We start from the raw sequence: 26,652 nt of genomic DNA, 5'->3' as shown, positions 1-26,652 counted from the left end.
CGAGACCGAGGCCCAGCTCGCCGCGGTTCGCGCCGAGATCGACAATCAGCGCCGGGCCGCGGCGCAGGTCCGTGCCGAAGCGCAGGCGCTCGCCCGCGAGGCCGAGCTCGCCGACCGCCGCGTGCAGGCGATCGTTGCCGAACGCAACGAGTGGCAGAGCCGCAAGACCAGCGCAGCCTCGCAGGTCGGAACCATCGAGGCGCGCATCGCCGAGGTGTCGGCCGAGCGCGAGGAACTGGCCAACGCGCCGGAAGTGTTCGCCGAGAAGCGCAGCGCGCTGATCACGGAGATCGAGCACGCCGAGGGGGATCGCCGCATCGCCGCCGACGCGCTGGCGACCGCGGAAGCCGCGATGGCGGAGACCGACCGCGTCGCCAAGGCCACGCTCGAAGCGCTGTCGTCGTCCCGCGAAGCCACCGCGCGCGCCGAAGAGCGCATGGAAGGCACCCGCCGCCGTCTCGCCGACATCGAGCGCGAGATCCACGACATGCTCGAGGTCGAGCCGAGCGCGGTGGTCGGCATGGCCGAGATCGAGCCGGGCGCGGAGCTGCCACCGGTCGCGCAGGTCGAGGAAGAGCTCGAGAAGCTGCGCCGCGACCGCGAGCGGCTGGGCGCCGTCAATCTGCGCGCCGAGGAAGAACTCAAGGAAGTCGAGACCCAGCACACCGCGCTGACCACCGAGCGCGACGACCTCGTCGAAGCGATCAAGCGGCTCCGCCAGGGCATCCAGAGCCTCAACCGCGAAGCGCGCGAGCGGCTGTTGACCTCGTTCGAAACCGTCAACAACCACTTCAAGCGGTTGTTCACCGAGCTGTTCGGCGGCGGCGAAGCCGCGCTGCACCTGATCGAGAGCGACGATCCGCTGGAAGCCGGCCTCGAGATCATCGCCAAGCCGCCGGGCAAGAAGCCGCAGACGCTGTCGCTGCTCTCGGGCGGTGAGCAGGCGCTGACCGCTCTCTCCCTGATCTTCGCGGTGTTCCTCACCAACCCATCGCCGATCTGCGTGCTGGACGAAGTCGACGCGCCGCTCGACGACCACAACGTCGAACGGTTCTGCACCCTGCTGAACGAAATGACCGGCTCGACCGACACGCGATTCATCATCATCACGCACAATCCAATCACGATGGCGCGGATGAACCGGCTGTTCGGCGTCACCATGGCCGAGCGCGGCGTGTCGCAGTTGGTGTCGGTCGACCTGCAGGGCGCGGTCGATATCCTCGACCAGAACGTGGCTTAAGGCTGCATCAGAACACCTCGGATTTGAGGCGAGGCCTTCCGGCCTCGTCATTGCGAGGAGCGATAGCGACGAAGCAATCCATGCTTCTGCAAGCGGCGATATGGATTGCTTCGCTCCGCTCGCAATGACATGGGGATGGTACGGCGCATGACGTCACCCGACCTGCCTGCTGAACTCAAAGCCTCCCTCAACGCCCGGCTCGAAGGCCTATCACGCAGCGACGCCGCCGGCCGTGCGGCCATCATCTCGCAGACCTATCGCGAAGGCGGCGGCTCCTCGACGATCAAGACCGAGACTGATGCGCTGGCCTACGCCGTGGCGCGGATGCCGGCGACCTATGCCGCCGTGGTGGCGAGCCTCGATTCACTCTCCGACATCAGGCCGGATTTCGCGCCCACCAGCCTGCTCGATGTCGGCGCCGGGCCGGGGACGGCAAGCTGGGCGGCCGCGGAAGCCTTCTCGTCGTTGCAGGCGTTCACTCTGCTCGATTCCAATGAGGCCCTGCGGACGCTGGCGCTCGACCTCACGCGCCGGAGTGATCGCCTGCGCCGCATCACCTATGAGCTCGGCCAGGCCCGCACCTATGCGGCGCATGCTAAGGCCGCTGACCTCGTGATCGCGAGCTACGTCATCAACGAGATCAATGATGCCGAGCGCGACGCGCTCACCGATGTCATGTGGGAGAAAACCAGGGATACCCTGCTGGTCGTCGAGCCCGGCACACCGGCGGGCTATGCGCGAATCATCGCACTCCGCGCACGCTTGATTGCTGCCGGCGCGCATGTCAGCGCGCCCTGCCCACATGACAATGGCTGTCCGCTGATTGCGCCCGACTGGTGCCATTTCTCGCAGCGTCTGCAACGCTCGCGCGCGCACAAGCAGGTCAAGGGCGCCGACGCACCGTTCGAGGACGAGCGCTTCGCCTATGTCGCGCTGAGCCGCGCGCGCGTCGAGAACAGGCCATCGCGCGTGCTGGCGCAGCCGGATGTCGGCAAGGTCGAGATCGCGGCCAAGCTATGCACGCCCGAGGGTGTCGCGGTCGCCAAGATCCAGCGCCGCGCCAAGGCCGATTACGCGCGCGCCAGGCGCTGGCGCTGGGGCGATGCGGTCGTAACCAACAACCCCCGTCGTCCCGGCGAAAGCCCGGACCCATAACCACCGATCTCAATTGTGAAGCAAAGCCGACGCCGCTTGTGCCCTTTCCATGGGCCGCTGCGTATGGGTCCCGGCCTTCGCCGGGACGACGTTGAACCAGCGAGCGGCGGGACGACGACGTTGAACCAATCCCGGCCAGCCTCGACCAAGACAATGCCCACCTCTTCGCGGCGGGCTGCCCTGCGCCCCGATCTTGGGCTACGGTGCCGCCGTCTCGTCCTTCAGGAGTTGCCCTGTCATGTCGACCAGCTGGATCGTTATCGGCGTCATCGTCCTTCTCGTGCTGTTTGCGTTCGGCGCCTACAACCGCCTGGTCGCGCTCGGCCAGCGGGTCAGCCAGGCCTTTGCCGACATCGACGTGCAGCTCAAGCAGCGCCACGACCTGATCCCGAACCTGGTCGAGACCGTGAAGGGCTATGCCGCGCATGAGCGCGGCACGCTCGACGACGTCATCAAGGCGCGCAATTCGGCGATCTCGGCGCAGGGACCGGCCCAGGTGTCGGCGGCGGAGAACCAGCTCTCCGGCGCGCTCGGCCGGCTGATCGCGCTGTCGGAGGCCTATCCGGACCTCAAGGCCAACGCCAATTTCCAGCAGCTCGCCTCTGAGCTTTCCGATCTCGAGAACAAGATTGCCGCCAGCCGCCGCTTCTTCAACAACGCGGTCCAGGAATACAACACCGGCATCCAGCAGATGCCGGCCGCGCTGTTCGCCGGCATGTTCGGCTTCACCCGCAAGGATTTCTTCGACCTCGGCGCCAGCCGCACAGAGGTCGAGGCGGCACCGAGCGTGAAGTTCTAAGGCGCAACGCGCGCCGGCGAGAGGCTGCTCCGTCATGGCCGCCTATGGTCTCTACACGCATATCGCATCGAACAAGTTTCGTTCGATGCTGCTGCTCGCCGGCCTGTTCCTGCTGATCTACGTGCTGGTCTATGCCGGCGCGCTGGTCGCGGAGGTGATGACCGATAGCAGCCGCACTGTCGACTACTATCTGACGCGGGCCTCGCGCGACCTGGTGTCGGCCTTCCCGTGGGCGACGATCGCGGCCGCGGCCTGGATCGTGATCGCCTATTTCTTCCACCAGAAGATGATCGATGCCGTCACCGGCGGCGAGAGCGTGACGCGGCAGCAGCAGCCGCGGCTCTACAATCTCCTGGAAAATCTCTGCATCTCGCGCGGCATCCCGATGCCGAAGCTGAAGGTGATGGACAGCCCGGCGCTGAACGCGTTCGCGACCGGCCTCAACCCGCGGCAATACGCCATCACGGTCACCACGGGTCTCTTGAGAGCGCTGAACGACCAGGAGATCGAGGCCGTGCTAGGCCACGAGCTCACCCATATCAAGAACGGCGACGTGCAGCTGATGGTGATCGCCGTGATCATCGCCGGCGTGGTCGGCTTCTTCGGCGAGCTGTTCTTCCGCCTGTTCACGAATCTGTCGTGGAACTCGAGCGGCGGCGGAGGCGGCTGGTCGTCGTCGTCCTCCTCATCGTCGAGGTCTTCCTCGGACCGCGACAGCAAAGGCTCCGGCGGCGGCGCCATCATCGTCATCATCATCGCGGTTGCGCTGATCGTGCTGGCCTGGCTGCTGTCGCAGGTGGTCAAGCTGGCGCTGTCCCGGTCACGCGAATTTCTTGCCGATGCCGGATCGGTCGAGCTGACCAAGAACCCCGATGCGATGATCTCGGCGCTGCGCAAGATCGAGAACCGCGGCGAGCTGTCGGACGCCACCTCGGCGGTGATGGAACTCTGCGTCGACAATCCGCGCGAGGGCTTTGCCGACCTGTTCGCCACGCACCCGTCGGTGAAGTCGCGGGTCGATGCGCTGGTGAAATATGCCGGCGGCCATGATCCCGGACCACTGGCACTGCCGGACGAGCCATCGGACGCGACGGGACCGCAGGACCAGCCATCCGCGCCAGGCGGCCAGCCCCCGCCGGTGACCCACGGCCCGTGGGGCGATGCTCCGCCTGCACAACCGAACAATCCGCCTCCGCTGCCCGGCAGCGGCCCTGCACAAGGACCGTTCGGGCCGCTGGGACCACTGCAGGGACCTTGGGGCCGGCACCGCTGATTGCACCAGCCGGATCATGCCCTAGGTTATTCAGTCCATTAAGGAAATCCCCACCAAACCCAATGTGGGCACCTTAAGGAATTGAATTCTCCCTCGTTTCTGCCATGTTCGCGCCCAAAGCAGTGTGGGGACTTGCCGATCGCCATCGCGGTCGGGAGTGCGCTTTAAGGGACTTCCATGGCAAAGCCGGTTGTGATCGTGGTGGGTGCTGACAAGGGCGGGGTCGGCAAGACCACCGTCTCGCGGACGCTCCTGGACTATTTCAGTGCCAACAATGTGCAGACCCGGGCGTTCGACACCGAGTCGCCGCGCGGCACGCTGAAGCGCTTCCACCCCGACATCACCGAGATCGTCGACATGACGACGACCGCGGACCAGATGAAGATCTTCGATACGCTGAACTCGGGGCCGTCGGTCACCGTGATCGACGTCCGCGCCGGCCTGCTCTCGCCCGCGCTGGCCTCGCTGCGCGATATCGGCTTCCTCGACGCGGCGCGCTCCGGCCAGATCACCTTCGCCGTGTTCCACATCCTGGGCCCGTCGATCGCCTCGCTGGACGAGATCGCCGAGACCGCCGGCTTCATGGGCGGCGCGAAATACTTCCTGGTGAAGAACTTCATCAACGACACACAGTTCTTCCAGTGGGACCAGGCGACCTACAATTCCTACTTCCATCGCATCAAGGACGCGACCGACCTCACGATCCCCAAGCTCAACGAAATGGCTTATGAGCAGGTCGAGGTCTCCTCGGTGCCGTTCCTGAAATTCGTCGCCAACAAGGGCATCAACGACGACGCCGCCAACTACTCCTTCGTGCTGCGCGGCTATGTCCGGCACTGGCTCGCCAATGTCTGGAGCGAGTACGACCGCATCAAGCTGACCGACCTGGTCGGCGCCAAGTCGGCCAAGGGCGAAAAATAGCCGCGCCTGGCAGCAGCGGAAAAGTCACGCCCGGGGCAGCGAAAAAGTCGCATCCGGGGCCGCGATGGGGCTGGATTAGGCGAAAATTTGGCCTGATATAGCGGGCGATGTCATCCACGCCCGTTTACATCATCTGCTCGCCCCGCCCGCAGGTCGGCAAGACGCTGATCGCGCGGCTGCTCGGCGAATTCCTGCTGCTCAAGAACGGCGATGTGGTCTGCTACGACATCAACCTGAAGGAACCATCGCTGCTCGACTATCTGCCGCGGATCACGGAAACCGCTGACGTGATCGACACCTATGGCAAGATGCAGCTGATGGACCGGCTCATCGTCAATGACGGCATCGCCAAGGTGGTGGACCTCGGCTACCACGCCTTCGACGAATTCTTCAAAATGTGCGACCAGATCGGGCTGATGAAGGAGGCGCTGCGCCGCCGCGTCGCGCCGGTCATCCTGTATGTCGCCGATACCGACCGCGCCTCGGTGCGCGGCTACCAGACGCTGGCTGGCCTGATCCCGCCGAACGCGCTCGTCGTCATCGACAATGAATTCGTGGTGCGCGGCGAGCTGCCGCCCGTCATGACCGGCAGCCGGGTGCTGCGCTTCCGTGCGCTGCCGGTGTTCCTGAAGACCTATATCGACCGGCTGACCTTCTCCTTCACCGGCTATCTGCGCCAGGAGAAGGATTCCTCGACCGAGCTGCATCAGTGGATCCGGAAGAACTACACGACTTTCCGGGATCTCGAGCTGAGCATGCTTTTGCAGCGGGGATGATCGTCGTCCCGCGACCCATAACCACAGCTATATGTTTGGCGAAGGCTGGGGCCACAACGTCGCTCCACAATCACCATTCGTGGTTATGGGTCCCTGCTTTCGCAGGGACGAGGCAGAGAGAGGAGCGCTTAATGCCCCTCGAACGCCATCAGCGTGCGCACCGGAACATCCATCGCACGCAGCTTGGCGGCGCCGCCGAGGTCGGGCAGGTCGATGATGAAGCAGGCCGCGACCACGTTGGCGCCGATCTGGCGCAGCAGCCTCACTGCGCCCTCCGCGGTGCCGCCGGTCGCGATCAGATCGTCGACCAGGATCACGCGCTCGCCGGGCTGCACGGCGTCGGCATGCATCTCCATCTCGTCGATGCCGTATTCCAGCGAGTAGGCGATCCGCACCGTGGTGTGCGGCAGCTTGCCCTTCTTGCGGATCGGCACGAAGCCGGCGGAGAGCTGATGCGCCACCGCGCCGCCGAGGATGAAGCCCCGCGCCTCGATGCCCGCGACCTTGTCGACCTTCGCGCCCGCCCAGGGATGCACCAATTGATCGACTGCCCGGCGGAAAGCGCGGGCATCCGCGAGCAGCGTCGTGATGTCACGGAACAGGACGCCCTTCTTCGGGTAGTCCGGGATGGTGCGAACGGTCGCCTTGATGTCGTGGTCGAAGGTCATTGCAGTCTCGCTTTCTCCGCGTCGTCATTGCGAGCGCAGCGAAGCAATCCATCGCTCCACATCCGCGGAGAGATGGATTGCTTCGTCGCTTCGCTCCTCGCAATGACGGTCCAAATCAATTCGTACTCACATTAAGCCGGAATGCATTCTCGACAATGCGCAGGCCGACCTCGTTGCCGAGCGACATCAGCGATTCCGGATGGAACTGCACGCCGCCGACCGGCAGGGTCTTGTGCTCGATCACCATCGCGACGCCGTCTTCAGTGGTCGCGGTCACCGTCAGCACATCCGGCACGCTGTCGCGCTCGACATAGAGCGAGTGGTAGCGGCCGATCACGATCTCATTGGGCAAATTGTGCATCAGCCTGCCGCCGCGCACCTGGACGCGCGAGGGACGGCCATGCGCGGGCTGAGTGAGCTGGCCGAGCTCGCCGCCGAAATATTCGCCGATCGCCTGCACGCCGAGGCAGACGCCGAAGATCGGCAGCTTCTTCTCGAGCGCGGTGTCGATGGTTTTGGCGATGCCGAAATCCTCCGGGCGGCCCGGTCCGGGCGACAGCACCAGCAGGTCCCAGTCCTTCTTCTTGAGCATGTCCTGGGCATGGATGTGCCGGACCACGGTGACGTCGGCGCCGACCTGGCGGAAATAATCCGCCAGCATGTGCACGAAGCTGTCGTCGTGATCGATCAGCAGCACATTCTTGCCCGAGCCGGTGGCATCGGGCGCGAAATCCGACAGCGGCTTCGGCGGATCGCCGCGCAGCGCCTGGAACAGCGCCGCCGCCTTGACCTGGCACTCGCGGTCCTCGGCTGCGGGATCGGAGTCGAACAAACAGGTGGCGCCGACCCGCACCTCGGCGAGACCGTCCTTCATGCGGATGGTGCGGATGGTGAGGCCGGTGTTGATGCTGCCGTCGAAATTCACGCAGCCGATCGCGCCGGCATACCAGCGCCGCGGCGACCGCTCATGGTCCTCGACGAACTGCATCGCCCACAGCTTCGGCGCGCCGGTCACGGTCACGGCCCAGGCATGGGTCAGGAACGCGTCGAGCGAATCGAAGCCCGGTCGCAGCATGCCCTCGACATGGTCGACGGTGTGGAACAACTTGGAATAGGTCTCGATCTGACGCCGCGCCAGCACCTTGATGGTGCCGGGCACGCAGACGCGCGCCTTGTCGTTGCGGTCGACGTCGGTGCACATGTTGAGCTCGAACTCGTCCTTCTCCGAGTTCAAGAGCTTGCGGATCTGCTCGGCATCGCCGATCGAATCCGAACCGCGCGCAATGGTGCCCGAGATCGGGCAGGTTTCGACCCGGCGGCCGTCGGAGCGGACGAACATCTCCGGCGAGGCGGAGACCAGGAATTCGCCGTCGCCGAGATTCATCAGCGCGCCATAGGGCGATGGATTGATGCGGCAGAGCCGTTGGAACACTTCCGCCGGCGAGCGCTCGCAAGGCTCGGCAAACAGCTGCCCGGGCACCGCCTCGAACAGATCGCCGCGGGCGAACGCCGCGCGCGCGACTTCAACCGTCGCCTGATATTCGCCCGGGGCGTGATCAGCAAAACCCTGCCGTCCAGTCTTGGCGTAGAGGCTCGGCGCGGTCTCGTGCGACTGGCCGGCGGTCGATCTGCCCTTCCACGAAAACTCGTAGCTGAGCGCCACGCCGCGTCCGGTGGCGCGGTCATAGGCCAGCAGCCGGTCCGGCACATAGAGCACGATGTCGCGCTGGTCGTCCTCGCGGGCTCGCTTCTGCACGATGTCCTCGATCTGGAACACGAGATCGTAGGCGAAGGCGCCGAACAGGCCGAGCAGTGGATCGGCATTGGAGGTGAATGCCGCCACCATGTCGCGAACCAGCGACATCACGCTGGCGCGGCGGGTGCGCTGGTCCTCCTCGACCGGCGCGGCGCCGCGGATGATATGGCCGGCGAGCTTCGTTGCGCTGCGCTCCGAGATCACGACGCAAGGCTCGCGCAGCACGTCGCCGAGGAAGTCGATCAGGACTTCGCCGCGCGGGTTCAGCGCCTGCAACGAGAAATCGGTGCCCGAGGTCTCGAGCACCAGCGGCGGATCGGCAAAGCCGAGGTCGAAGCTCTCGTAGCGGCCCGGCACCGTCGTGCCCGAGGACAGCACCACGCCGCGGCGGCGGTCCAGCAGTGCGATCAGGTCGTCAAGGCGGTTGGCGCCGCCGGTGAACTGCTCGACCACCCGCGCGACCGCAAGGCCGCCATTGGTCAGATACTCACTCTTGGCCGGAAGGGAGAAGACTGTCCTGTTCATGTGATCCTCTTACGAGACTTGCCGAGAGAGCGCCACACAGGACAAACGAAGGAGACCGTCGCACTGCGATGGCGACCTTCGACGTTTTGGAAAATGAAAACGCACCGGCCACCTACGAGAAGGTGGGCCACCAACGACGGGATGGACTGGCAACGGTGCTCATGGGCGCTACTCACCACCCGGCGCGGGCCGTGTCAAGGGATCGCCCAGCACCCCTGCCCCAAGGCGGGACGCCCCCTTGGACGGCATCTTGGGGCTTTGAGAGGACGGGAATCCGCGTAGGATTTATCGAAATGGCGGCCGATCGGCCGCCCAAAAAACAGACAGATGGCGGAGGCGCAGATGGCGATTTTGGGTCTCGGATATGCCGGCTTCGGCTCCGACGCGCTCGACGACTGGCGGCAATTCGGCACCGGCCTGGTCGGGTTGCAGGCGATCGAGCGCGGCAATTCGCTGCTCGCGTTCCGGATGGACGACCGCAAGCAGCGTATCGTGATCGACCGCGCGCAGGGCGAAGGCACAAGGTTCTTCGGCTGGGAGGTGGCGGATGCCGCCGCCCTCGATGCGCTGGCGGCGCGGCTGGAGCGCGCCGGCATCGCCGTCACTGCCGAGCCGCAGACCCTCGCCGATGCCAGGCGGGTGCGCGGCCTGATCTCGTTTCGGGATCCGGCCGGCAATCGTCTCGAGGCGTTTCACGGCGCCGAGATCGATGACACGCCGTTCAGGCCGGGACGCTCGATCTCCGGTTTCCGCACCGGGCCGCTCGGCCTCGGCCACGCCGTGCTGACGGTCGAGAATCTCGTCCCTGTCATGAGCTTCTATGTCGACGTGCTCGGCTTCGCGCTCAGCGACTACATCGAGAAGCCGTTCCGCGCTTACTTCTTCCACGTCAACGCCCGCCACCACTCGCTGGCGCTGATCGAGACCGGGACCATTGGCATGCACCATCTGATGGTGGAGGTGTTCTCGCTCGACGATGTCGGCCAAGCCTACGACATCGCGCAGCAGGACGACCGGGTCAACGTCACGCTCGGCCGTCACACCAACGATCTGATGACGTCGTTCTACGCCAAGTCGCCGTCGGCGTTCATGGTCGAGTGCGGCTGGGGCGGCCGCGAGATCGACCCTGCGAACTGGACACCGTTCGAGATGCATGACGGTCCGAGCCTGTGGGGCCACGAGCGCGTCTGGCTGTCGCCGGAAGACCGCGCGGTCGCGCGCGAGATGCGGATGCGCGCCGCCGCCGAGGGCAAGCGCGCGCCGGTGCAGGTGATGGAAGGCAATTTCAAGCTGATGGCAGGGACCTGCCCGTGGTGGGACGGGGTGAAGGCGGAGGGCTAGATCTCGCCGTCGTCCCTGCGAAAGCAGGGACCCATAACCACAGGGTGTAGTTGTTTGGCGAAGCCGTCGAGCAGCATCCTTTAGTCACGACTGCCGCGGCGTATGGGTCCCGGCTTTCGCCGGGACGACGCCGGTGGTTCTCACGATCGTACTATCCCAGATGCTTCTTGAAGAAGTCCGTCGCCCGGTCCCAGGCGAGCTCCGCGCACTGGCGGTCGTGCACCGACAGGCGCTGCTCGTTGCCGAAGCCGTGCTCGGCGTCGTAGCGGAACAGCTCCAGCGATTTGCCGGCCGCCTTCATCGCTTGCTCGAAACCATCGACCAGTGCCGGCGTGCACCAATCGTCCTTGGTGGCGAAATGGCCCTGCAGCGGAATCCGGACGTCCGCCGGCTTCGCGGCCTGCTCCGGCGGAATGCCGTAGAACACCACGCCCGCCGTGAGTTCCGGGATCTTGGTGGCACCGATGATGGTGACCGCACCGCCGAGGCAGAAGCCGGTGAGGCCGACCTTGGCGCCGTTCTTGGCAAGATATTGCGCGGCGCCACGCACGGTCTGCGTGGTGGCATCCATGAAGTCGAGCGAGTTCATCTCTTTGCCGGCTGCGTCGGTGTCGTGATACGGCACCACCTTGCCCTTGTAGAGATCGGGCGCCAGCGCATCGAAACCGGCCCGCGCGAAGCGATCGCACATTCCCTTGATCTGGTCCTGCAGGCCCCACCATTCCTGGATCACGACCACGCCCGGTGCGTTGCCGCGCGCAGCGTTAGCGAGATAGCCCGACGCGTCCTTGCCGTCCGGACGCTTGAAGGTGATGCTGGTACCCATGAGTTCCTCCGCAGATGTTTGCCGGCTGATTGGCCGCCATCTTGTCCGTACTTTGTGACGGACGCAATTGACGACACTGTCATTCCGGGGCGATGCGGCAGCATCGAACCCGGAATCTCGAGATTCCCCGATGCGCAATTGCGCATCTGTGGCCTGGTGCCAGCGCACCATCCCGGAACGACGTCGTGAAGCAAAAAAGCCCCCGAAGGGGCTTTTTCAAAGTCTCGCTACCGTGGCCGAGGCTCAGTGGGCGTCGGCCCAGACCTTGCGCTTGGTGAAGTACATCAAGAACGCGAAGATGATCAGGAACACGAACACCTGCATGCCGATCCGCTTGCGCGCTTCCATGTGCGGCTCGGCGGCCCACATCAGGAAGGTGGTGACGTCATGCGCATACTGCTTGACCGTCGCCGGCGAGCCGTCGTCGAAGGTCACCTGACCGTCGGACAGCGGCTTCGGCATCTTGATGGCGTGGCCGGGGAAGTACTTGTTGTAGTACGAGCCTTCCGGGATCGTGACGCCGGCCGGAGCCTTGTCTTCGAAGCCCTGCAGGATGGCGTCGACGTAGTCGGGGCCCTGCTCTTGGTACTGGCTGAAGAAGTCGATCACGAACTGCGGGAAGCCGCGCTTGTAGGACCGCGCTTTGGTGATCAGCGAGAGGTCGGGCGGCGCCGCGCCGCCATTGGCCGCGCGCGCGGCCTGTTCGTTGGGGAACGGCGACGGGAAGTAATCCGCCGGGCGGCCCGGGCGCTCGAACATCTCGCCCTGGTCGTTCGGGCCGTCCTTGATCTTGTACTCGGACGCGAACGCGGCCGCCTGCGCCTCGGAATAGCCGGGGCCGCCGGCATCGGCGAGGTTGCGGAACGCGACATAGGACAGGCCGTGGCACGCCGAGCAGACCTCCTTGTAGACCTTCAGGCCGCGCTGCAGCGAGCCGCGGTCATACTTGCCGAAAGGACCGGAGAACGACCAGCTCTGGGCCGGCGGCGCACTACCACCCTCCTCGGCCTTGGCGTTCTGGGTGCTGCCGGCGAACAGGCCGCCAGCCACCACCAGCGCGAGCATGACGGAGGCTGCGGTCGCGGCCCTGCCCTTGCTCTTCGCCAGCACGTCGTCGGCGATCGAGTTCGGCAGCGGGCGCGGCGTCTCGATGCGGGCGAGCAGCGGCAGCACGATCAGGAAGTAAGCGAAGTAGCAGACCGTCAGGATGCGCCCGGCGATTACATAAATGCCTTCCGGCGGCTGCGAGCCGAGATAGCCGAGCAGGATGCAGACCACCACGAAGATCCAGAAGAACTGCTTGGCCAGCGGACGATACTTCGACGACCGGGTCCGTGCGCTGTCGAGCCAGGGCAGGAAGCACAGGATGATGATCGCCGAGAACATCGCCACGACACCGGCGAGCTTGTTCGGGATCGAACGCAGGATCGCGTAGAACGGCAGGTAGTACCATTCAGGCACGATGTGCGCCGGGGTCACGCCGGGGTTCGCCGGGATGTAGTTGTCGGCGTCGCCGAGATAGTTCGGCATATAGAAGATGAACCAGGCGAAGAAGATCAGGAAGCACGACACACCGAACGCGTCCTTGATCGTCGCATAGGGCGTGAACGGCACGGTGTCCTTCTCGGTCTTAGGCTCGACGCCGGCCGGGTTGTTCTGACCCGCGACGTGCAGCGCCCAGACGTGCAGCACGACCACGCCGGCGATCACGAACGGCAGCAGATAGTGCAGCGAGAAGAAGCGGTTCAGCGTAGGGTTGCCGACCGAATAGCCGCCCCACAGCAGCGTCACGATGCTCTCGCCGAAATACGGTACGGCCGAGAACAGGTTGGTGATGACGGTGGCGCCCCAGAAGCTCATCTGGCCCCACGGCAGCACGTAGCCCATGAAGCCGGTCGCCATCATCAGGAGGTAGATGATGACGCCGAGGATCCACAGCACCTCGCGCGGCTCCTTGTACGACCCGTAATAGAGACCGCGGAACATGTGGATGTAGACGGCGAAGAAGAACATCGACGCGCCGCAGGCGTGCATGTTGCGCAGCAGCCAGCCGTAATTGACGTCGCGGACGATCAATTCAACCGACTTGAAGGCAAGGTCGGCGTGCGGCGTGTAGTGCATCGCCAGGATGACGCCGGTCAGGATCTGCAGCGCCAGCATCATCGAAAGGATGGCGCCGAAGGTCCACCAGTAGTTCAGGTTGCGCGGCGTCGGATAGGCCACGAACGACGAGTGGATCAGGCCGAAGATCGGAAGGCGCCGTTCGATCCACTTCAAGGCGGGGTTGCTCGGTTGGAAATCAGATGGTCCGCTCATTGATGCGATCCTGAAGAAGAAAAACGACGCGATGGGTCCAAAGGGAAGCCGAAGCCCCGGGGGTCCGGGACTTAGCCGATCTGGATTTTGGTGTCGGAAAGGAAGGCGTAGGGAGGCACCGCCAGGTTGGCGGGCGCCGGCCCCTGGCGGATACGACCTGAGGAATCGTACTGCGAGCCGTGGCAGGGGCAGAAGAAGCCGTCGTAATTGCCCTCATGGGCGATCGGGATACAGCCGAGATGGGTGCAGATGCCGATCACGACCAGCCACTGGTCGTGGCCGGCCTTGACGCGGGCCGAGTCGGGCTGCGGATCGGGCAGGCTCGAGAGCGCGACGCTCTGGGCTTCCTGGATCTGCTTCTTGGTGCGGTGGCTGATGTAGATCGGCTTGCCGCGCCAGAACACCTTGATGTCCTGGCCCTCGGCGATCGGCGCCAGATCGACCTGGATCGGCGCGCCGGCCGCGATCGTCGCGGCGTCCGGGTTCATCTGGGCAACCAGCGGCCATACGGTGGCGGCTGCGCCGACGGCGGCGGCAGCTCCGGTTGCAACAAAGAGAAAATCACGGCGTGTCGGATGGTCCGCCGAAGACGCTGTCGTCACGATTCCTAGCCCTTTCTTTTCTGCAGCCGGTGGAACCGCCCCAGAGACGCTGGGAAGCGCCCCAAGAAAGGCTGCCGGCGCCCGCGCCCCCGCGGCGGCAGAAAACCGCTATTCCCCACCCCAAATGGCGGAACAGCAGTCCAGAATCGTTCTATTGGCACCCTTGCCGGACGAGCGCAAGCCCGCTATCGGCTCGCACACGTGCAATGCACGAAATCCGCGCCGAGCGATGTTTTATTGAGACAATTTCATCCGGATTTCACAGGTCGTCCGCACCATGCAGATCGCGCTGTTCCAGCCCGACATCCCCCAGAATACAGGGACGATTCTGCGCCTCTGCGCCTGCCTGGACGTGTCGGCTCATATCATCGAACCGGCGGGATTCGACACCTCGGACCGGAATTTCCGCCGGGCGGGTATGGACTATCTCGACCATGTGCGGTTGAAGCGTCACGACTCATGGTCGAAATTCGAGGAATGGCGCGCCGAGGCCGCTTGCCGGCTGGTCCTGTTCACGACCAAGGCGGCGAAATCCTACCTTGATTTCGAGTATACGGCCTCCGATGTCCTGCTGTTCGGGCGCGAGTCGGCAGGGGTGACCGACGCGGTGGTGGCCGCTGCCGATGCAAGGCTGCTGATTCCGATCAAGCCGACCATGCGTTCGCTCAATGTGGCCGTCACAGTGGCCATGGCCGTCGGCGAGGCGCTGCGGCAGACAGGTTCGGCAATTGCCGGATCGGCAACTTAAGGGATTTCTGGTGAGCTACGCGGTCAAGGAGATCTTTCTCACCCTGCAGGGCGAAGGCGCCCATGCGGGCCGCGCATCCGTGTTCTGCCGGTTTGCCGGCTGCAACCTCTGGAGCGGCCGCGAGCAGGACCGCGCCGGCGCGGTCTGCCGGTTCTGCGACACCGATTTCGTCGGCACCGACGGCACGCTGGGTGGCCGCTATGCCGACGCGGCGGAGCTCGCCGGCACCATTGCCGGGCAATGGACCGGCGGCGAGGCCGACCGCTACGTGGTCCTGACCGGCGGCGAGCCGCTGCTGCAGGTCGATACCGCCCTGATCGAGGCCCTGCACGGCCACGGCTTTGCGATTGCGATCGAGACCAACGGCACCATCGCCCCGCCCGACGGGCTCGATTGGATCTGCGTCAGCCCCAAGGCCGCGTCTGAGCTCGTGGTGCGCAAGGGGCACGAGCTCAAGCTGGTCTATCCGCAGCCGGAAAACGCGCCGGAGGATTTTGCAGGGCTCGCCTTCGAGCGCTTCTCGCTACAGCCGATGGACGGACCCGACGTGATCGAGAATACCGAACGGGCGATCGCCTATTGCCTGAAGCACCCGCAATGGCGCCTCAGCGTGCAGACGCACAAGACGCTCGGCATTAGATGAACTAACTGAAACTGGATTGTTGAGAGAGATGTGGGAATTGACGAAAGCGTTTCGGTTCGAGGCTGCGCATGCGCTGTCCGGAACGACCCTTGGCACGGCCAGCGAGGAGATTCACGGTCACTCGTTTCGAGCTGAGGTGACCGTCCGCGGCACGCCCGATCCGAAAACCGGGATGGTGCTCGATCTCGGCCTGCTCGAGCGCGCCATGGCCGAGGTGCAGAAGACGCTCGATCATAAGTTCCTGAACAGGATCGAGGCGATCGGTGTCCCGACGCTGGAAAATCTCTCACGCTTCATCTGGGAGCGCCTGCAGCACGCCGGCAAGCTGACCCGCGTCAGCGTCCATCGCGACAGCTGCAACGAGAGCTGCACTTACTTCGGCCCGCAAGGTTAGTCATGCTGCCAACAGACCCAGCCATCATCGAGGACCGCAAGACGCGCGCGCGCAGCTGGTTCGAAGCGCTGCGCAACGACATCTGCGCGGCCTTCGAGACGCTCGAGGACGATGCCCCTTCCGCGCTCTACCCCGGCAATGCCGGCCGGTTCGTGCGCACCCCCTGGGATCGCACCGACCACACCGGCAAGCCCGGCGGCGGCGGTGTGATGTCGATCATGAAGGGCAGGCTGTTCGAAAAGGTCGGCGTGCATTGCTCGACCGTGCATGGCGAGTTCGCACCCGAATTCCGCGCGCAGATTCCCGGCGCCGCCGACGATCCACGATTTTGGGCCTCGGGCATTTCGCTGATCGCGCATTTGCGCAATCCGAACGTGCCCGCCGTGCACATGAACACCCGCTTCGTCGTCACCACCAAGGCCTGGTTCGGTGGCGGCGCCGACCTGACGCCGGTGCTGAACCGGCGGCGCACCCAGGACGATCCCGATACGATCGCCTTCCATGCCGCGATGAAAGAGGCCTGCAGCGGGCCGAATGGCGTCGCCGACTACGACAAGTACAAGAAATGGTGCGACGAATATTTCTATTTGCCTCACCGCAAGGAAGCCCGCGGTGTCGGCGGCATCTTCTATGACTGGCACGACAGCGGCGACTGGGAGGCCGATCTCGCCTTCACCCAGGACGTCGGACGCAGCTTCCTGAAGATCTATCCCGAACTGGTGCGGCGCAATTTCGACGCCGCCTGGAGCGCGGAGGATCGCGACGAGCAGCTGATCCGCCGCGGACGCTATGTCGAGTTCAACCTGCTCTATGATCGCGGCACCATCTTCGGCCTGAAGACCGGCGGCAATGTGGATTCGATCCTGTCGTCGCTGCCGCCGGAGGTGAAATGGCCGTAATGAACCTGCCGCGCGCAATGCTGATCGACATGGATGACACCATCCTGTCGGCCTATGGACGCCCCGAGATCGCCTGGAACGCGATCACCACCGAATTCGCCGCCGAGCTCGCTCCCCTGCCCCCGGATCAGGTCGCCACTGCGCTATTGGCCTCTGCCCGGCAATTCTGGTCGACGGCCGAGCCGATCTGGCGGATCAAGCTCGGCGAGGCGCGGCGGCTCACCGTGAAGGGCGGCTTCGCGGCGCTGGCCGCAGCCGGCCACCGCTCGCTGCCCGACGATCTCGCGGATCGCATCGCCGACCGCTTCACCGCCTATCGCGAGGAAGAGATGTTCGTCTTCCCCGGCGCCCATGAGGCGATCGATGCGTTCAAGGCGCTCGGCATCAAGCTTGCGCTGGTCACCAACGGCGCGGCCGACATGCAGCGCGCCAAGGTCGAGCGCTTCGATCACATCCAGATCGAGGGCGAGCATGGCTTCGGCAAGCCGGAGGAGCGCGCCTATCTGCACGCGATGCAGGCACTTGGCGTGACCGCAGCCGATACCTGGATGATCGGTGACAATCTCGAGTGGGAAGTCGTGGCGCCGCAGCGGCTTGGCATCTATGCGATCTGGATGGACGTGCATGGTGTCGGGCTGCCGGAGGGATCGACGATCAAGCCGGACCGCATCATCCGCTCGCTGAGCGAACTGGTTCCGGTCGCGCAGAGATAGAAGCTGCGGCTGTTTTCACGGCAATCCACCGCGCAGGACACCGGCCGTGATCGGACTGTCATCACCGCCCGGTAGCTTGCCGGCCGCGTCATCCAGCGCGGAGGGAAAGTCATGGAACTGAAACCAGGCGATGTTGTCATGCTGAAGTCCGGCGGCCATCCGATCACGGTCGTCGAAGTCGACGAAGACAAGGTCGAGTGCCTGTGGATGGGAACGGACGGCGATCTGTTCCGCGAAACCTTGCCGCTCGTCGCACTCGAATCGACCGAGATCGATCCGGAAGATGACGAGGAAGACGACGAGGACGACGACGAGGAAGAAGAGGACGAAGAGGACGAAGAGGACGAAGAGGACGACGACGATGACGGCGACCGCAAGAAGAAGCGCAAGGCGGCTTAACGAGGCGGCGTAGAATTTCCCGGGCGATGCTGCCTGGCGCACCGCCGGCAGCATCGCCTTCGCGTCCCGTCACAACGCGCGCAACGCGCTCGCAATCATCACCACGCCGCCGGTGATCACGGCGGCATCGAGGATCGCGGTGTGGATATGCACCGGCATCCGCTCGACAAAGGCCTTGGCGAGGAATGCGCCGGGAATGGCGACCAGGCCGATCAAGAGCGCAAGCGCCAGTACCTGTGCGGTGATGACGCCGGTCAGGCCGAACACCGTCATCTTGACCGCGGCGCTTGTCAGCGAGATCACCGCATCGGTTGCGACCACGGCCGCGCCTTCTAGGCCCGCCGCCATCAACAGCGACAGCAGGATGACGCCGGAGCCCGCGGTGCCGCCGACCACGACGCCATAGCCGACAGCGCCGGCTGCAAGGCCGCGCTCGCCGATCCTGACGCTGTGCTTGCGCAGCAGCCGCCTGAGCGGGACACTGAGGATCAGCATGCTTCCGATCACGAGCGACGCCCCGGCGCTGGTCAGCCGCGTATAGCCGTAGGCGCCGAGCGCCGTGGAGAGCAGCGCCGCCAAGATCACGATGATCGCCTTGCGGCGGTCGGCAAACCTGACGAAGGCAATGAAGCGGCTGGAATTGGTGAAGATCGACGAGATCGCGATGATCGGTACGACCGGTTCGGCGCCGACCATCGGCACCAGGACCAGCGGCATCAAGGCGCCGGTGCCGTAGCCGGCGAGGCCTCCGATCACGGAAGCAAACAGGGCAACGCCTGCGACGAGCAGAATTTGAAGGAGCGAGATGTCTGCGAAGCCGGAGAGGAAATTCAAAGCCGATGATCGCGGGTGAAACGGGAAACGGTCTGGTCGGCGATGCCAGACAACACCTGCGGGTCAAGCGGGAAATCCGCGGCTAGCCAAGCATCCTCGGCCAGGGTCAGGACATGCCCCAATGCCGGCCCCTCGGCAATCCCGCGCGCGATGAAATCCGACGCCCTCAACGGAAAGTGAGGCGCGCGCCAGCGCTGCGGTAGCGTGGCGAGCGCGCGCCACTGCTCGACGTCGCGGTTCGCGCCGGTTCGCGCCCAGGCGAGCAGCAGCCGGTCGCGATACGGCTCCTCGTCGAGCCGGTAGAGCCGGCGCTTTGCACGCGCCTCGTCCATGCCGGGCAGGCGCCACCAGCGATGCCCCATCGAGTCGAGCGCCTTGGCTTCGGCGTTGGAGAGCCGTAGCCGGCTCGCGATGCGCCGCGCGTCCTCGGTGACGGCAACGGTCAGCGCGGCCAGCCTGCGCGTCGCGCTCGGCTTAAGCGCCATCAATTGCTCGATCTCGATCATCGCCGCGAACGGCCCGGTATAGGCGACGCCGCCGAACAGCGGCAGCAGCAATCCGCCATCGCCCATCGCGACCACCGCGCCCGGAGCACCCTTGGCCACCACGAGCTTGAGAATCTCCATCCGGATGCGCTCGGCCGACAAGCCGCTCAAGCCGGCGCGCCCGCTGACGCAGGCGAGATAACCGGCGCGATCGACCTCGCCGGCGGCATAGGCGGCGTGGAAACGGAAGAAGCGCAGGATGCGCAAGTAGTCCTCGGCGATCCGCTGGGCGGGATCGCCGATGAAGCGCACGCGCCTCGCCTCGATATCGGCGAGGCCGCCGACGTGATCGTGCACGATGCCATCGGCATCCACCGAAAGACCGTTGATGGTGAAGTCGCGCCGCTCGGCGTCGCGCACCCAGTCGCGTCCGAACGCCACCTTGGCCTTTCGGCCATAGGTCTCGGTGTCCTCGCGCAGCGTCGTCACCTCGAAGGGCTGGCTGTCGACGACGAGGGTCACCGTGCCGTGCTCGATTCCGGTCGGCACGCTCTTGATGCTTGCCCGCTTGGCGCGGCGGATCACCTCCTCCGGCAGCGCCGTGGTGGCGATATCGATGTCGGCGAGCGGAATCCGCATCAGCGCGTTGCGCACGGCGCCGCCGATCACCCGCGCTTCCTCGCCGTCGGCATTGAGCAGGCCGAGCACGCGCGCCGCAGGCCCTGAAGCGAGCCATGGCGCGTCGGACAACAGGCGCTCCTCGCTCATTTCTCAGCTCCCGGCACCAGCCTGCCATTCTCGATATGGGCGGGAACGTAGGTCGAGTTCGGCGGCGCGCCGGTCAGTTCGGCCAGCAGCACGAAGCTCACGATGACCATCACCAGCGCCGCCAGCGTCAGCTTCGCCAGCATGTCGAGCGGCCAGGACGCCGGCACCGTCACGCCGGACCGCGTCGCGATGAGGAAGATGGCATAGACCGCGAAAGGGACCAGAAAGATTCCGATCTCGGTCAACACCGTGCGGATCATGACAGATAGATCCGCTCATACAGCACCCGCAGGATGCCCGCGGTGGCGCCCCAGATATAACGTTCGGCGAACGGCATCGCGTAGTAGGACCGGTCCATGCCGCGGAATTCCTTGGTGTGGATCTGATGATTCTCGGGGTTCATCAGGAAGGCGAGCGGCACCTCGAACGCATCGACCACCTCGGCCTCATTGATCTCAAGTGCGAATCCCGGCTTCACCTTGGCGACCGTCGGCAGGATGCGGAAGCCGAACGCAGTGCCATAGAGGTCGAGATAGCCGACCGGGTCGATGAATTCCCGCTTCAGCCCAACTTCTTCGCAGGCCTCGCGCAGCGCGGCATCGAGCGGCGAGGCGTCGGTGGCGTCGATCTTGCCGCCGGGAAACGAGATCTGGCCGGCGTGGCTCGACAGATTGGGCGAACGCTGCGTCAACAGCACGGTCGGCTCGGGATGATCGACCACCGGGATCAGCACCGCAGCCGGCCGCACCGGTTGCTCCTGTGCGACGATCTCGAGCATGCGGTCGTTGCCGGAATCTCCGGTGCGCGGAATGATATGCGGATCGACCAGGCCGGGCGGCACTTCGAAATTGAGCCGCGTGCGGGCCCGCGCGAAGAATTCCGTCGAGCTGATCGTCGCCGGCTTCACCTTCAGCAACGGCTCGTTCAAAGTGCGTCCCTCACCTGGCTGGCATCGGCCATCGCGAAAAATTCGCCGCCGGACTCGATGCCGAACATCTCCTGACCATCGACCATCCGCTGCTCGCCCATGTCAACCAGATCGTAGTAGAGCGCACGGGTAACCTTGGCCCACAGGTCGGCGCGGACATGCAGATAGGGCGTCAGTCCGCCATCTTCGGCGGCCTCGAATCTGAGGCCATGGCCTTTCTCGCAATCGACCCAGTCGTCGACATTGGTGCGGAACTTGAGCAGACGGCCCCGCGCGTCTTCCTCGGTCCGCATTTCCACGGCAAGGAACGGCGCGTCGTCGACGCGGATGCCGACCTTCTCCACCGGTGTCACGAGAAAGTGCTTGCCGTCCTCGCGCTTCAGGATCGTGGAGAACAACCGTACCAGCGCGGGGCGACCGATCGGCGTTCCCATGTAGAACCAGGTGCCGTCAGGCGCGATTCGCATGTCGAGATCGCCGCAGAACGGCGGATTCCACAGGTGAACCGGCGGCAGCCCTTTGCGTCCGGCCGACCCCGATGTCGCAGCTTGATTGGCAGCGCTGGTGAGCCCTTCGAGGCCCCGCGTCTTGAGCCCCGTAATTTCACTGCCGGAATCGCTCTGCCCTTGCTTCGCCATTGTTTGCCCTGAAGTTTCCGACCTTCAATCTGGCACGTTTGGTGCACGTATCCTGAGATGTGGTCGGGATGTCATTCTCGCCACAACGTGATGCCGTTCATACCCTGAAATGCCGATAAGGTGGGGATAGTTTAATTCAACGAATACATGGCCTTCGCGCAGGTTTAGCATGAGGGCCAAGATGGCGACAGATGATGACGACGGATGGCGGCGCAGGAATGCTCACATCGTCGAGAAGGAGCTGATCGAATGGCCGGTGCAGACAGCGTCGAAAAACTGGAGGATGTGATCGTCCGTTCGGCCGAGCAGGTCGCGGGCCAGATCAAGGCCGCCAAGGAAGCCGTGTCCACGGTCATTTTCGGCCAGGATCAGGTGATCGAAAACACCCTGGTGACGATCCTGTCCGGCGGCCACGCGCTCCTGATCGGCGTGCCCGGCCTCGCCAAGACCAAGCTGGTCGAAACGCTCGGCATCACGCTCGGGCTCGATGCCAAGCGCATCCAGTTCACGCCCGACCTGATGCCGTCCGACATTCTCGGCGCCGAAGTGCTCGACGAGAGCTCCGCCGGCAAGCGTTCGTTCCGCTTCATCTCGGGCCCGGTGTTCGCGCAGCTCCTGATGGCCGACGAGATCAACCGCGCCAGCCCGCGCACGCAATCGGCGCTGCTGCAAGCCATGCAGGAGCAGCACATCACCATTGCCGGCGCGCGGCATGATCTGCCGAAGCCGTTCCACGTGCTCGCGACGCAGAACCCGCTCGAGCAGGAAGGCACCTATCCGCTGCCCGAAGCGCAGCTCGACCGCTTCCTGATGGAAATCGACGTCGACTATCCCGATCGCGACGCCGAACGGCGCATCCTGTTCGAAACCACCGGCGCCGAAGAGGCTGCGGCCAAGCCGTCGATGGACGCGGAGACGCTGCTCACGGCGCAACGCCTGGTGCGGCGCCTGCCGGTCGGCGATTCCGTGGTCGAGGCGATCCTGACGCTGGTGCGCGCCGCGCGCCCCGGCACCGAGGGCGGCGAAGCCGGCAAGCTGATCGCTTGGGGACCCGGTCCCCGCGCCAGCCAGGCCCTGATGCTCGCGGTGCGCGCCCGTGCGCTGCTCGACGGACGGCTCGCGCCGTCGATCGACGACGTGCTCGATCTCGCCGAGCCCGTGCTCAAGCACCGCATGGCGCTGACCTTCTCGGCGCGCGCCGAGGGCCGCACCATTCCTGACGTGATCAAGCAGTTGAAGACGCGGATCGGTTGATGGCAGCAGACAACAGGCACCAGAACGAGGAGATCCTTGCGGTTCGACGTGCCGATGGCGAAAGCCGAACGCTCGCCGCATCGCTGCCGCGTCTGGTGCTTGAGGCCCGCCGTGTCGCCGCCAACGTCATCCATGGCCTGCACGGCCGCCGCCGCGCCGGCTCGGGCGAGAATTTCTGGCAGTACCGCCGCTTCGTCTCCGGCGAGCCGTCGCAGCGCGTCGACTGGCGCCGCTCGGCCCGCGACGACCATCTCTATGTCCGCGAGCAGGAGTGGGAGGCCGCGCACACCGTGTGGATCTGGCCCGATCGCTCGCCCTCGATGGCCTTTGCCTCGCGCGAGGCACGCGACAGCAAGCTGGAGCGCGGACTGATCGTCGCCTTCGCGCTTGCCGAGTTGCTCGTTGCGGGCGGGGAACGCGTCGGCATTCCCGGCCTGATGAACCCGACCGCAAGCCTGAACGTGATCGACAAGATGGCGGAAGTGATTCTGCACGACGAGACGACGCGCGCGAGCCTGCCGCCGTCCTTCGTGCCCTCGTCGCTCGCCGAAATCGTCGTGCTGTCGGATTTCTGGTCGCCGATCGCGGAGATCACGGCGATGCTGGCCGGGCTTTCCTCCTCCGGTGCGCACGGCACCATGATCCAGGTGGTCGATCCCGCTGAAGAGACCTTCCCTTATTCCGGTCGCGTCGAATTCATCGAGCCCGAGGCCGGCAGCGCCATCACCGCGGGCCGCGCCGAGAGTTGGGCGAGCGACTATGTCGCCCGCGTCGCGCTGCATCGCGACGAGATCCGCAGCGACACCAACCGGCTCGACTGGCTGTTCTCGACCCACACCACCAGCCGCTCCGCGGCCGAACTGCTGCTGTTCCTGCACGCCGGCATGATGGTGAGCAAGGGCGGCGGACGCTCAACCGTCAAGGCGGGACGCAGCGCATGATCGCAGGCCTCCCGCTCTCCTTCGCCGAACCGTTGCTGCTGCTGGGGCTGGTCAGCCTGCCGGTGCTGTGGTGGCTTCTGCGCGTGATGCCACCGCGGCCGCGCCGGATCGAATTCCCGCCGACGCGGCTGCTATTCGACATCGCGCCCAAGGAGGAGACGCCGTCGCGCACGCCGTGGTGGCTGACGCTGCTGCGGCTCGCCGCCGCCGCGCTGGTGATCTTCGCCGCCGCGGGGCCGATCTGGAATCCGCAGACCGGCGTTGCCGCCGGCAAGCAGCCGCTGGTGATCCTGCTCGACGACGGCTGGAGCGCGGCCTCGAGCTGGGATGCACGGATCAAGGCGGCGGACGAACTGATCACCAATGCCGACAGCGACCGCCGCGGTGTCGCGCTGGTGCCGCTGTCCGAGCCGACACGCGACATCACGCTGATGCCGGCCGGCGCCGCGCGCGTCGCGTTGCGCCAGCTTGCGCCGAAGCCTTACTCGATCGACCGTGTCGAAACCCTCGCGACGCTCGAACGTTTCCTCAAATCGACCGGCGACTGCGACATCGCCTGGCTGTCGGACGGCGTCGACACCGGCCGCGGCAGCGAATTCACCGAAGGTCTCGGCAAGGTGATCGAGAGCCGCAACCTGACGATCTTTGCCGGCGGTGCACAATCCGCGCAGGCGCTGGTCGCCGCCGAGAACGCCGCCGCCAAGATGACGGTGAAGGTGCTGCGCACCGAGAACGGCATCGCGGCCGGAACGGTGCGCGCGGTCGATGCCAAGGGCTCGCCGATCGGCGAGGCCCGCTACAGTTTCGGCCCGCAGGACCGCGAGACCGAGGCCGCCTTCGATCTTCCGGTCGAACTCCGCAACGACATCTCGCGGCTCGAAATTGCGGGCGAACATTCGGCCGGCGCGGTGCAACTGCTCGACCGGCGCTGGCGCCGCCGCGCCATCGGCGTGGTCTCGGGTGCGAGCAACGACACCGCCCAGCCGCTGCTGGCGTCGACCTTCTATCTCTCGCGCGCGTTGTCGCCGTTCGCCGACGTCAGGCTCGGCGATCGCGCGCGCCGCAGCAGGTGATCGGGCAATTCCTCGATCAGCGGCTGCCAATGATCGTGATGGCCGATGTCGGCACGCTGTCGCCGGAGATCCGCGACCGGCTCAACGCCTGGATCGAGCAAGGCGGCGTGCTGGTGCGCTTCGCCGGTCCTCGCCTCGCGCAGGCCGATGACGACCTCGTCCCCGTCAAGCTGCGCCGCGGCGGACGCACGCTCGGCGGCAGCCTGACCTGGGAGAAGCCGCAGCACATGGCCTCGTTCGCCGCCGACGGTCCGTTCGCGGGCCTCACCGTGCCGAAGGATATCACCGTGAGCCGCCAGGTGCTGGCCGAGCCCGACGCCGTGCTCGCGACCAAGAGCTGGGCCTCGCTCGAGGACGGCACGCCGCTAGTGACCGGCGAGCATCGCGGCAAGGGCGTGGTCAGCCTGTTCCATGTCGGCGCCGACATGCGCTGGTCGGATCTGCCGATGTCCGGCACCTTCGTCGAGATGCTGCGGCGGGTGATCGACATGTCCGGCTACACCTCGAAGCCCGGCCCCGGCGTTGCCAGCGATCCCAATGCCGAGACGGTCGCGCCGCTGCGCACGCTCGACGGCTTCGGTGCCTTCGGCCCGCCGCCGTCGACCGCGAAGCCGATGTCGGCGGACTATCGCGACCGCGGCACCGCGGACCATCCGCCCGGCTTCTACGGCAGCGCCGAGAGCCCGATCGCGGTCAACACGCTCGCCTCCGCCGACCGCATCGCGCCGCTCGACACCTCCGGCCTGCGCGCGAAGCATGCGACCTACACCAACACCGAGCCGCGCGATCTGCGCGGCATCATGCTGTCGACGGCGCTGGCGCTGTTCCTGCTCGACGCGATCGTGGTGGCGATGCTCGGCGGCGGCCTCGCCGCGCTGATCCGGCGCCGCGCCGCGCCGGCGGTGCTTGCGTTGGCCTTCCTGCTCGCGACGACGATGGCGCCCGCGCCGACCCGCGCGCAGAACAGCAGCAGCGACGACTTCGCCATCAAGTCGGTGTCGCAGACGCGGCTCGCCTATGTCGTGACCGGTAATGCCGACGTCGATTCCATCGTCAAGGCCGGGATGTCCGGACTGACGCTGTTCCTCGGGCAGCGCACAGCGCTGGAGGCCGGCGATCCCGTCGGGGTCGATCCGGCGCGCGACGAGCTGGCATTCTTCCCGCTGATCTACTGGCCGATCGTGCCGGGCGCGCCGAAGCCGCCGCAGGACGCCATCAACAAGATCGACGCCTACATGAAGCAGGGCGGCACCGTGCTGTTCGACACCCGCGACGCCGTCGAAGCGCCGCCCGGCGACAACGGCTCGTCGCAGACGCCGGGCATGCAGTCGCTGCGCGAATTGCTGTCGACCCTCGACGTGCCCGAGCTCGAGCCGGTGCCGCGCGAACACGTGCTCACCAAGACGTTCTATCTGCTGCGCGACTTCCCCGGCCGCTTCAACACCGGCCAGACCTGGGTCGAGTCGCTGCCGCGCGAGGACGACGAGGAGGCTGCACAGCGTCCGGCCCGCGGTGGCGACGGCGTCTCCCCGATCATCATCACCTCGAACGATCTTGCCGGCGCCTGGGCGATCCGGCCCGACGGCCAGCCGATGCTGCCGCTGACGCCGGGCGAGCCGCGCCAGCGCGAATTCGCCTTCCGCGCCGGCGTCAACATCGTGATGTACACGCTGACCGGCAACTACAAGGCCGATCAGGTGCACGCGCCTGCCCTGATCGAGCGGCTGGGACAATAAG

Annotated in this window: 25 protein-coding genes and 1 pseudogene; 15 read left to right on the top strand and 11 right to left on the bottom strand. The window is 65.7% G+C overall.

Annotation, left to right across the window (positions count from 1 at the left end; translation table 11 throughout):
* The 6 genes from H8A92_RS13845 to H8A92_RS13820 all read left to right on the top strand — a co-directional run.
* A partial coding sequence (locus tag H8A92_RS13845; protein ID WP_229196337.1) for a chromosome segregation SMC family protein occupies nt 1-1,240 on the top strand: 1,240 nt, incomplete at its 5' end.
* 147 nt (nt 1,241-1,387) lie between these two features.
* Nucleotides 1,388-2,395, top strand: coding sequence for a small ribosomal subunit Rsm22 family protein (locus H8A92_RS13840; protein ID WP_229196336.1), 1,008 nt, complete (start codon nt 1,388-1,390; stop codon nt 2,393-2,395).
* A gap of 238 nt (nt 2,396-2,633) precedes the next feature.
* A complete protein-coding gene (locus H8A92_RS13835; RefSeq protein WP_092124555.1) occupies nt 2,634-3,194 on the top strand; it encodes a LemA family protein in 561 nt (186 codons plus the stop codon).
* A gap of 34 nt (nt 3,195-3,228) precedes the next feature.
* Nucleotides 3,229-4,467 carry a M48 family metallopeptidase gene (locus H8A92_RS13830; protein ID WP_229196335.1) on the top strand — a complete coding sequence of 413 codons (1,239 nt, stop codon included), beginning with the start codon at nt 3,229-3,231 and terminating at the stop codon, nt 4,465-4,467.
* A 177-nt stretch (nt 4,468-4,644) separates the two neighbouring features.
* Complete coding sequence (locus H8A92_RS13825; protein WP_229196334.1) at nt 4,645-5,388, top strand: P-loop NTPase family protein; 744 nt, start codon at nt 4,645-4,647, stop codon at nt 5,386-5,388.
* A 107-nt stretch (nt 5,389-5,495) separates the two neighbouring features.
* Complete coding sequence (locus tag H8A92_RS13820) at nt 5,496-6,164, top strand: P-loop NTPase family protein (RefSeq protein WP_229196333.1); 669 nt, start codon at nt 5,496-5,498, stop codon at nt 6,162-6,164.
* 128 nt (nt 6,165-6,292) lie between these two features.
* Here H8A92_RS13820 and H8A92_RS13815 read toward each other — a convergent pair whose 3' ends face one another.
* Both H8A92_RS13815 and H8A92_RS13810 read right to left on the bottom strand, forming a co-directional pair.
* On the bottom strand, nt 6,293-6,832 hold the full coding sequence (locus H8A92_RS13815) for an adenine phosphoribosyltransferase (protein WP_229196332.1): 540 nt from the start codon (nt 6,830-6,832) through the stop codon (nt 6,293-6,295).
* Nucleotides 6,833-6,947: 115 nt separating this feature from the next.
* Nucleotides 6,948-9,113 carry an anthranilate synthase component I gene (locus H8A92_RS13810; RefSeq protein ID WP_229196331.1) on the bottom strand — a complete coding sequence of 722 codons (2,166 nt, stop codon included), beginning with the start codon at nt 9,111-9,113 and terminating at the stop codon, nt 6,948-6,950.
* Between the two features lie 342 nt (nt 9,114-9,455).
* On the opposite strand from H8A92_RS13810, the gene H8A92_RS13805 reads away from it, so the two are divergent.
* Nucleotides 9,456-10,454 (top strand): VOC family protein, encoded by a 999-nt coding sequence (locus tag H8A92_RS13805; RefSeq protein ID WP_229196330.1) that lies wholly within the window; start codon nt 9,456-9,458, stop codon nt 10,452-10,454.
* A 151-nt stretch (nt 10,455-10,605) separates the two neighbouring features.
* Here the strand turns inward: H8A92_RS13805 and H8A92_RS13800 are convergent, their stop codons facing one another.
* From H8A92_RS13800 to petA, 3 genes are all read right to left on the bottom strand, one after another.
* Nucleotides 10,606-11,280 (bottom strand): dienelactone hydrolase family protein, encoded by a 675-nt coding sequence (locus H8A92_RS13800; RefSeq protein WP_229196329.1) that lies wholly within the window; start codon nt 11,278-11,280, stop codon nt 10,606-10,608.
* 243 nt (nt 11,281-11,523) lie between these two features.
* A complete protein-coding gene (locus H8A92_RS13795) occupies nt 11,524-13,596 on the bottom strand; it encodes a cytochrome c1 (protein ID WP_229196328.1) in 2,073 nt (690 codons plus the stop codon).
* 71 nt (nt 13,597-13,667) lie between these two features.
* The gene (gene petA / locus H8A92_RS13790) at nt 13,668-14,198 is read right to left on the bottom strand and encodes a ubiquinol-cytochrome c reductase iron-sulfur subunit (protein WP_212017664.1); all 531 of its coding nucleotides are present in this window, start codon (nt 14,196-14,198) and stop codon (nt 13,668-13,670) included.
* Between the two features lie 277 nt (nt 14,199-14,475).
* On the opposite strand from petA, the gene H8A92_RS13785 reads away from it, so the two are divergent.
* The 5 genes from H8A92_RS13785 to H8A92_RS13765 are packed head-to-tail and all read left to right on the top strand — an operon-like array spanning nt 14,476 to nt 17,595.
* Nucleotides 14,476-14,946, top strand: coding sequence for a tRNA (cytidine(34)-2'-O)-methyltransferase (locus H8A92_RS13785; RefSeq protein ID WP_229186487.1), 471 nt, complete (start codon nt 14,476-14,478; stop codon nt 14,944-14,946).
* Between the two features lie 10 nt (nt 14,947-14,956).
* On the top strand, nt 14,957-15,589 hold the full coding sequence (gene queE / locus H8A92_RS13780) for a 7-carboxy-7-deazaguanine synthase (protein ID WP_229196327.1): 633 nt from the start codon (nt 14,957-14,959) through the stop codon (nt 15,587-15,589).
* A gap of 28 nt (nt 15,590-15,617) precedes the next feature.
* The gene (locus tag H8A92_RS13775) at nt 15,618-15,983 is read left to right on the top strand and encodes a 6-pyruvoyl trahydropterin synthase family protein (RefSeq protein ID WP_229196326.1); all 366 of its coding nucleotides are present in this window, start codon (nt 15,618-15,620) and stop codon (nt 15,981-15,983) included.
* A gap of 2 nt (nt 15,984-15,985) precedes the next feature.
* Nucleotides 15,986-16,882 carry an oxygen-dependent coproporphyrinogen oxidase gene (gene hemF / locus H8A92_RS13770; protein ID WP_229196325.1) on the top strand — a complete coding sequence of 299 codons (897 nt, stop codon included), beginning with the start codon at nt 15,986-15,988 and terminating at the stop codon, nt 16,880-16,882.
* Nucleotides 16,873-17,595 carry an HAD family hydrolase gene (locus tag H8A92_RS13765; RefSeq protein ID WP_229196324.1) on the top strand — a complete coding sequence of 241 codons (723 nt, stop codon included), beginning with the start codon at nt 16,873-16,875 and terminating at the stop codon, nt 17,593-17,595. The genes hemF and H8A92_RS13765 overlap by 10 nt, the downstream gene beginning before the upstream one ends.
* A 15-nt stretch (nt 17,596-17,610) precedes the next feature.
* Here H8A92_RS13765 and H8A92_RS41315 read toward each other — a convergent pair whose 3' ends face one another.
* Genes H8A92_RS41315 through H8A92_RS13735 form a run of 6 tightly spaced genes read right to left on the bottom strand, consistent with a single transcriptional unit; the run spans nt 17,611 to nt 21,647 of the window.
* Nucleotides 17,611-18,048, bottom strand: coding sequence for a hypothetical protein (locus H8A92_RS41315; protein ID WP_476695694.1), 438 nt, complete (start codon nt 18,046-18,048; stop codon nt 17,611-17,613).
* A 15-nt stretch (nt 18,049-18,063) separates the two neighbouring features.
* Complete coding sequence (locus H8A92_RS13755; RefSeq protein ID WP_229196320.1) at nt 18,064-18,828, bottom strand: sulfite exporter TauE/SafE family protein; 765 nt, start codon at nt 18,826-18,828, stop codon at nt 18,064-18,066.
* A complete protein-coding gene (locus tag H8A92_RS13750) occupies nt 18,825-20,081 on the bottom strand; it encodes a CCA tRNA nucleotidyltransferase (protein ID WP_229196319.1) in 1,257 nt (418 codons plus the stop codon). The genes H8A92_RS13755 and H8A92_RS13750 overlap by 4 nt, the downstream gene beginning before the upstream one ends.
* On the bottom strand, nt 20,078-20,341 hold the full coding sequence (locus H8A92_RS13745; protein WP_229196318.1) for a DUF6111 family protein: 264 nt from the start codon (nt 20,339-20,341) through the stop codon (nt 20,078-20,080). Before H8A92_RS13745 ends, H8A92_RS13750 begins: the two co-directional genes overlap by 4 nt.
* Nucleotides 20,338-20,973: a CoA pyrophosphatase gene (locus H8A92_RS13740; RefSeq protein WP_394329917.1), complete on the bottom strand. Its 636-nt coding sequence runs from the start codon at nt 20,971-20,973 to the stop codon at nt 20,338-20,340. Before H8A92_RS13740 ends, H8A92_RS13745 begins: the two co-directional genes overlap by 4 nt.
* 32 nt (nt 20,974-21,005) lie before the next feature.
* Nucleotides 21,006-21,647, bottom strand: a complete 642-nt coding sequence (locus H8A92_RS13735; RefSeq protein WP_229196317.1) for a DUF1285 domain-containing protein — start codon at nt 21,645-21,647, stop codon at nt 21,006-21,008.
* Nucleotides 21,648-21,896: 249 nt separating this feature from the next.
* On the opposite strand from H8A92_RS13735, the gene H8A92_RS13730 reads away from it, so the two are divergent.
* The 3 genes and pseudogenes from H8A92_RS13730 to H8A92_RS13720 all read left to right on the top strand — a co-directional run bounded on the left by H8A92_RS13730 (nt 21,897) and on the right by H8A92_RS13720 (nt 26,651).
* Nucleotides 21,897-22,901, top strand: coding sequence for an AAA family ATPase (locus tag H8A92_RS13730; protein WP_229196316.1), 1,005 nt, complete (start codon nt 21,897-21,899; stop codon nt 22,899-22,901).
* Nucleotides 22,901-23,842, top strand: a complete 942-nt coding sequence (locus H8A92_RS13725) for a DUF58 domain-containing protein (RefSeq protein ID WP_229196314.1) — start codon at nt 22,901-22,903, stop codon at nt 23,840-23,842. Before H8A92_RS13730 ends, H8A92_RS13725 begins: the two co-directional genes overlap by 1 nt.
* Nucleotides 23,839-26,651, top strand: a pseudogene (locus tag H8A92_RS13720) (DUF4159 domain-containing protein). Before H8A92_RS13725 ends, H8A92_RS13720 begins: the two are co-directional and overlap by 4 nt.
* Nucleotide 26,652 lies beyond the last annotated feature (1 nt).

The sequence above is a fragment of the Bradyrhizobium acaciae genome (assembly GCF_020889785.1).
Taxonomy (GTDB): Bacteria; Pseudomonadota; Alphaproteobacteria; order Rhizobiales; family Xanthobacteraceae; genus Bradyrhizobium; species Bradyrhizobium acaciae.
Note: the sequence above shows the minus strand (reverse complement) of the source record. Positions and strands in the feature narration are given on the sequence as shown.

Bases quoted from the DNA above. Each gene is read 5' to 3' on its own strand.
- H8A92_RS13830 (WP_229196335.1), top strand. From the start codon at position 3,229: ATGGCCGCCTATGGTCTCTACACGCATATCGCATCGAACAAGTTTCGT.
- H8A92_RS13805 (WP_229196330.1), top strand. From the start codon at position 9,456: ATGGCGATTTTGGGTCTCGGATATGCCGGCTTCGGCTCCGACGCGCTC.
- H8A92_RS13735 (WP_229196317.1), bottom strand. From the start codon at position 21,647: ATGGCGAAGCAAGGGCAGAGCGATTCCGGCAGTGAAATTACGGGGCTC.
- H8A92_RS13795 (WP_229196328.1), bottom strand. From the start codon at position 13,596: ATGAGCGGACCATCTGATTTCCAACCGAGCAACCCCGCCTTGAAGTGG.
- H8A92_RS13835 (WP_092124555.1), top strand. From the start codon at position 2,634: ATGTCGACCAGCTGGATCGTTATCGGCGTCATCGTCCTTCTCGTGCTG.
- H8A92_RS13840 (WP_229196336.1), top strand. From the start codon at position 1,388: ATGACGTCACCCGACCTGCCTGCTGAACTCAAAGCCTCCCTCAACGCC.
- H8A92_RS13765 (WP_229196324.1), top strand. From the start codon at position 16,873: ATGGCCGTAATGAACCTGCCGCGCGCAATGCTGATCGACATGGATGAC.
- H8A92_RS41315 (WP_476695694.1), bottom strand. From the start codon at position 18,048: ATGCTGCCGGCGGTGCGCCAGGCAGCATCGCCCGGGAAATTCTACGCC.
- H8A92_RS13725 (WP_229196314.1), top strand. From the start codon at position 22,901: ATGGCAGCAGACAACAGGCACCAGAACGAGGAGATCCTTGCGGTTCGA.
- H8A92_RS13785 (WP_229186487.1), top strand. From the start codon at position 14,476: ATGCAGATCGCGCTGTTCCAGCCCGACATCCCCCAGAATACAGGGACG.
- H8A92_RS13800 (WP_229196329.1), bottom strand. From the start codon at position 11,280: ATGGGTACCAGCATCACCTTCAAGCGTCCGGACGGCAAGGACGCGTCG.
- H8A92_RS13825 (WP_229196334.1), top strand. From the start codon at position 4,645: ATGGCAAAGCCGGTTGTGATCGTGGTGGGTGCTGACAAGGGCGGGGTC.
- H8A92_RS13815 (WP_229196332.1), bottom strand. From the start codon at position 6,832: ATGACCTTCGACCACGACATCAAGGCGACCGTTCGCACCATCCCGGAC.
- H8A92_RS13750 (WP_229196319.1), bottom strand. From the start codon at position 20,081: ATGAGCGAGGAGCGCCTGTTGTCCGACGCGCCATGGCTCGCTTCAGGG.
- H8A92_RS13745 (WP_229196318.1), bottom strand. From the start codon at position 20,341: ATGATCCGCACGGTGTTGACCGAGATCGGAATCTTTCTGGTCCCTTTC.
- hemF (WP_229196325.1), top strand. From the start codon at position 15,986: ATGCTGCCAACAGACCCAGCCATCATCGAGGACCGCAAGACGCGCGCG.
- H8A92_RS13730 (WP_229196316.1), top strand. From the start codon at position 21,897: ATGGCCGGTGCAGACAGCGTCGAAAAACTGGAGGATGTGATCGTCCGT.
- H8A92_RS13820 (WP_229196333.1), top strand. From the start codon at position 5,496: ATGTCATCCACGCCCGTTTACATCATCTGCTCGCCCCGCCCGCAGGTC.
- H8A92_RS13775 (WP_229196326.1), top strand. From the start codon at position 15,618: ATGTGGGAATTGACGAAAGCGTTTCGGTTCGAGGCTGCGCATGCGCTG.
- H8A92_RS13810 (WP_229196331.1), bottom strand. From the start codon at position 9,113: ATGAACAGGACAGTCTTCTCCCTTCCGGCCAAGAGTGAGTATCTGACC.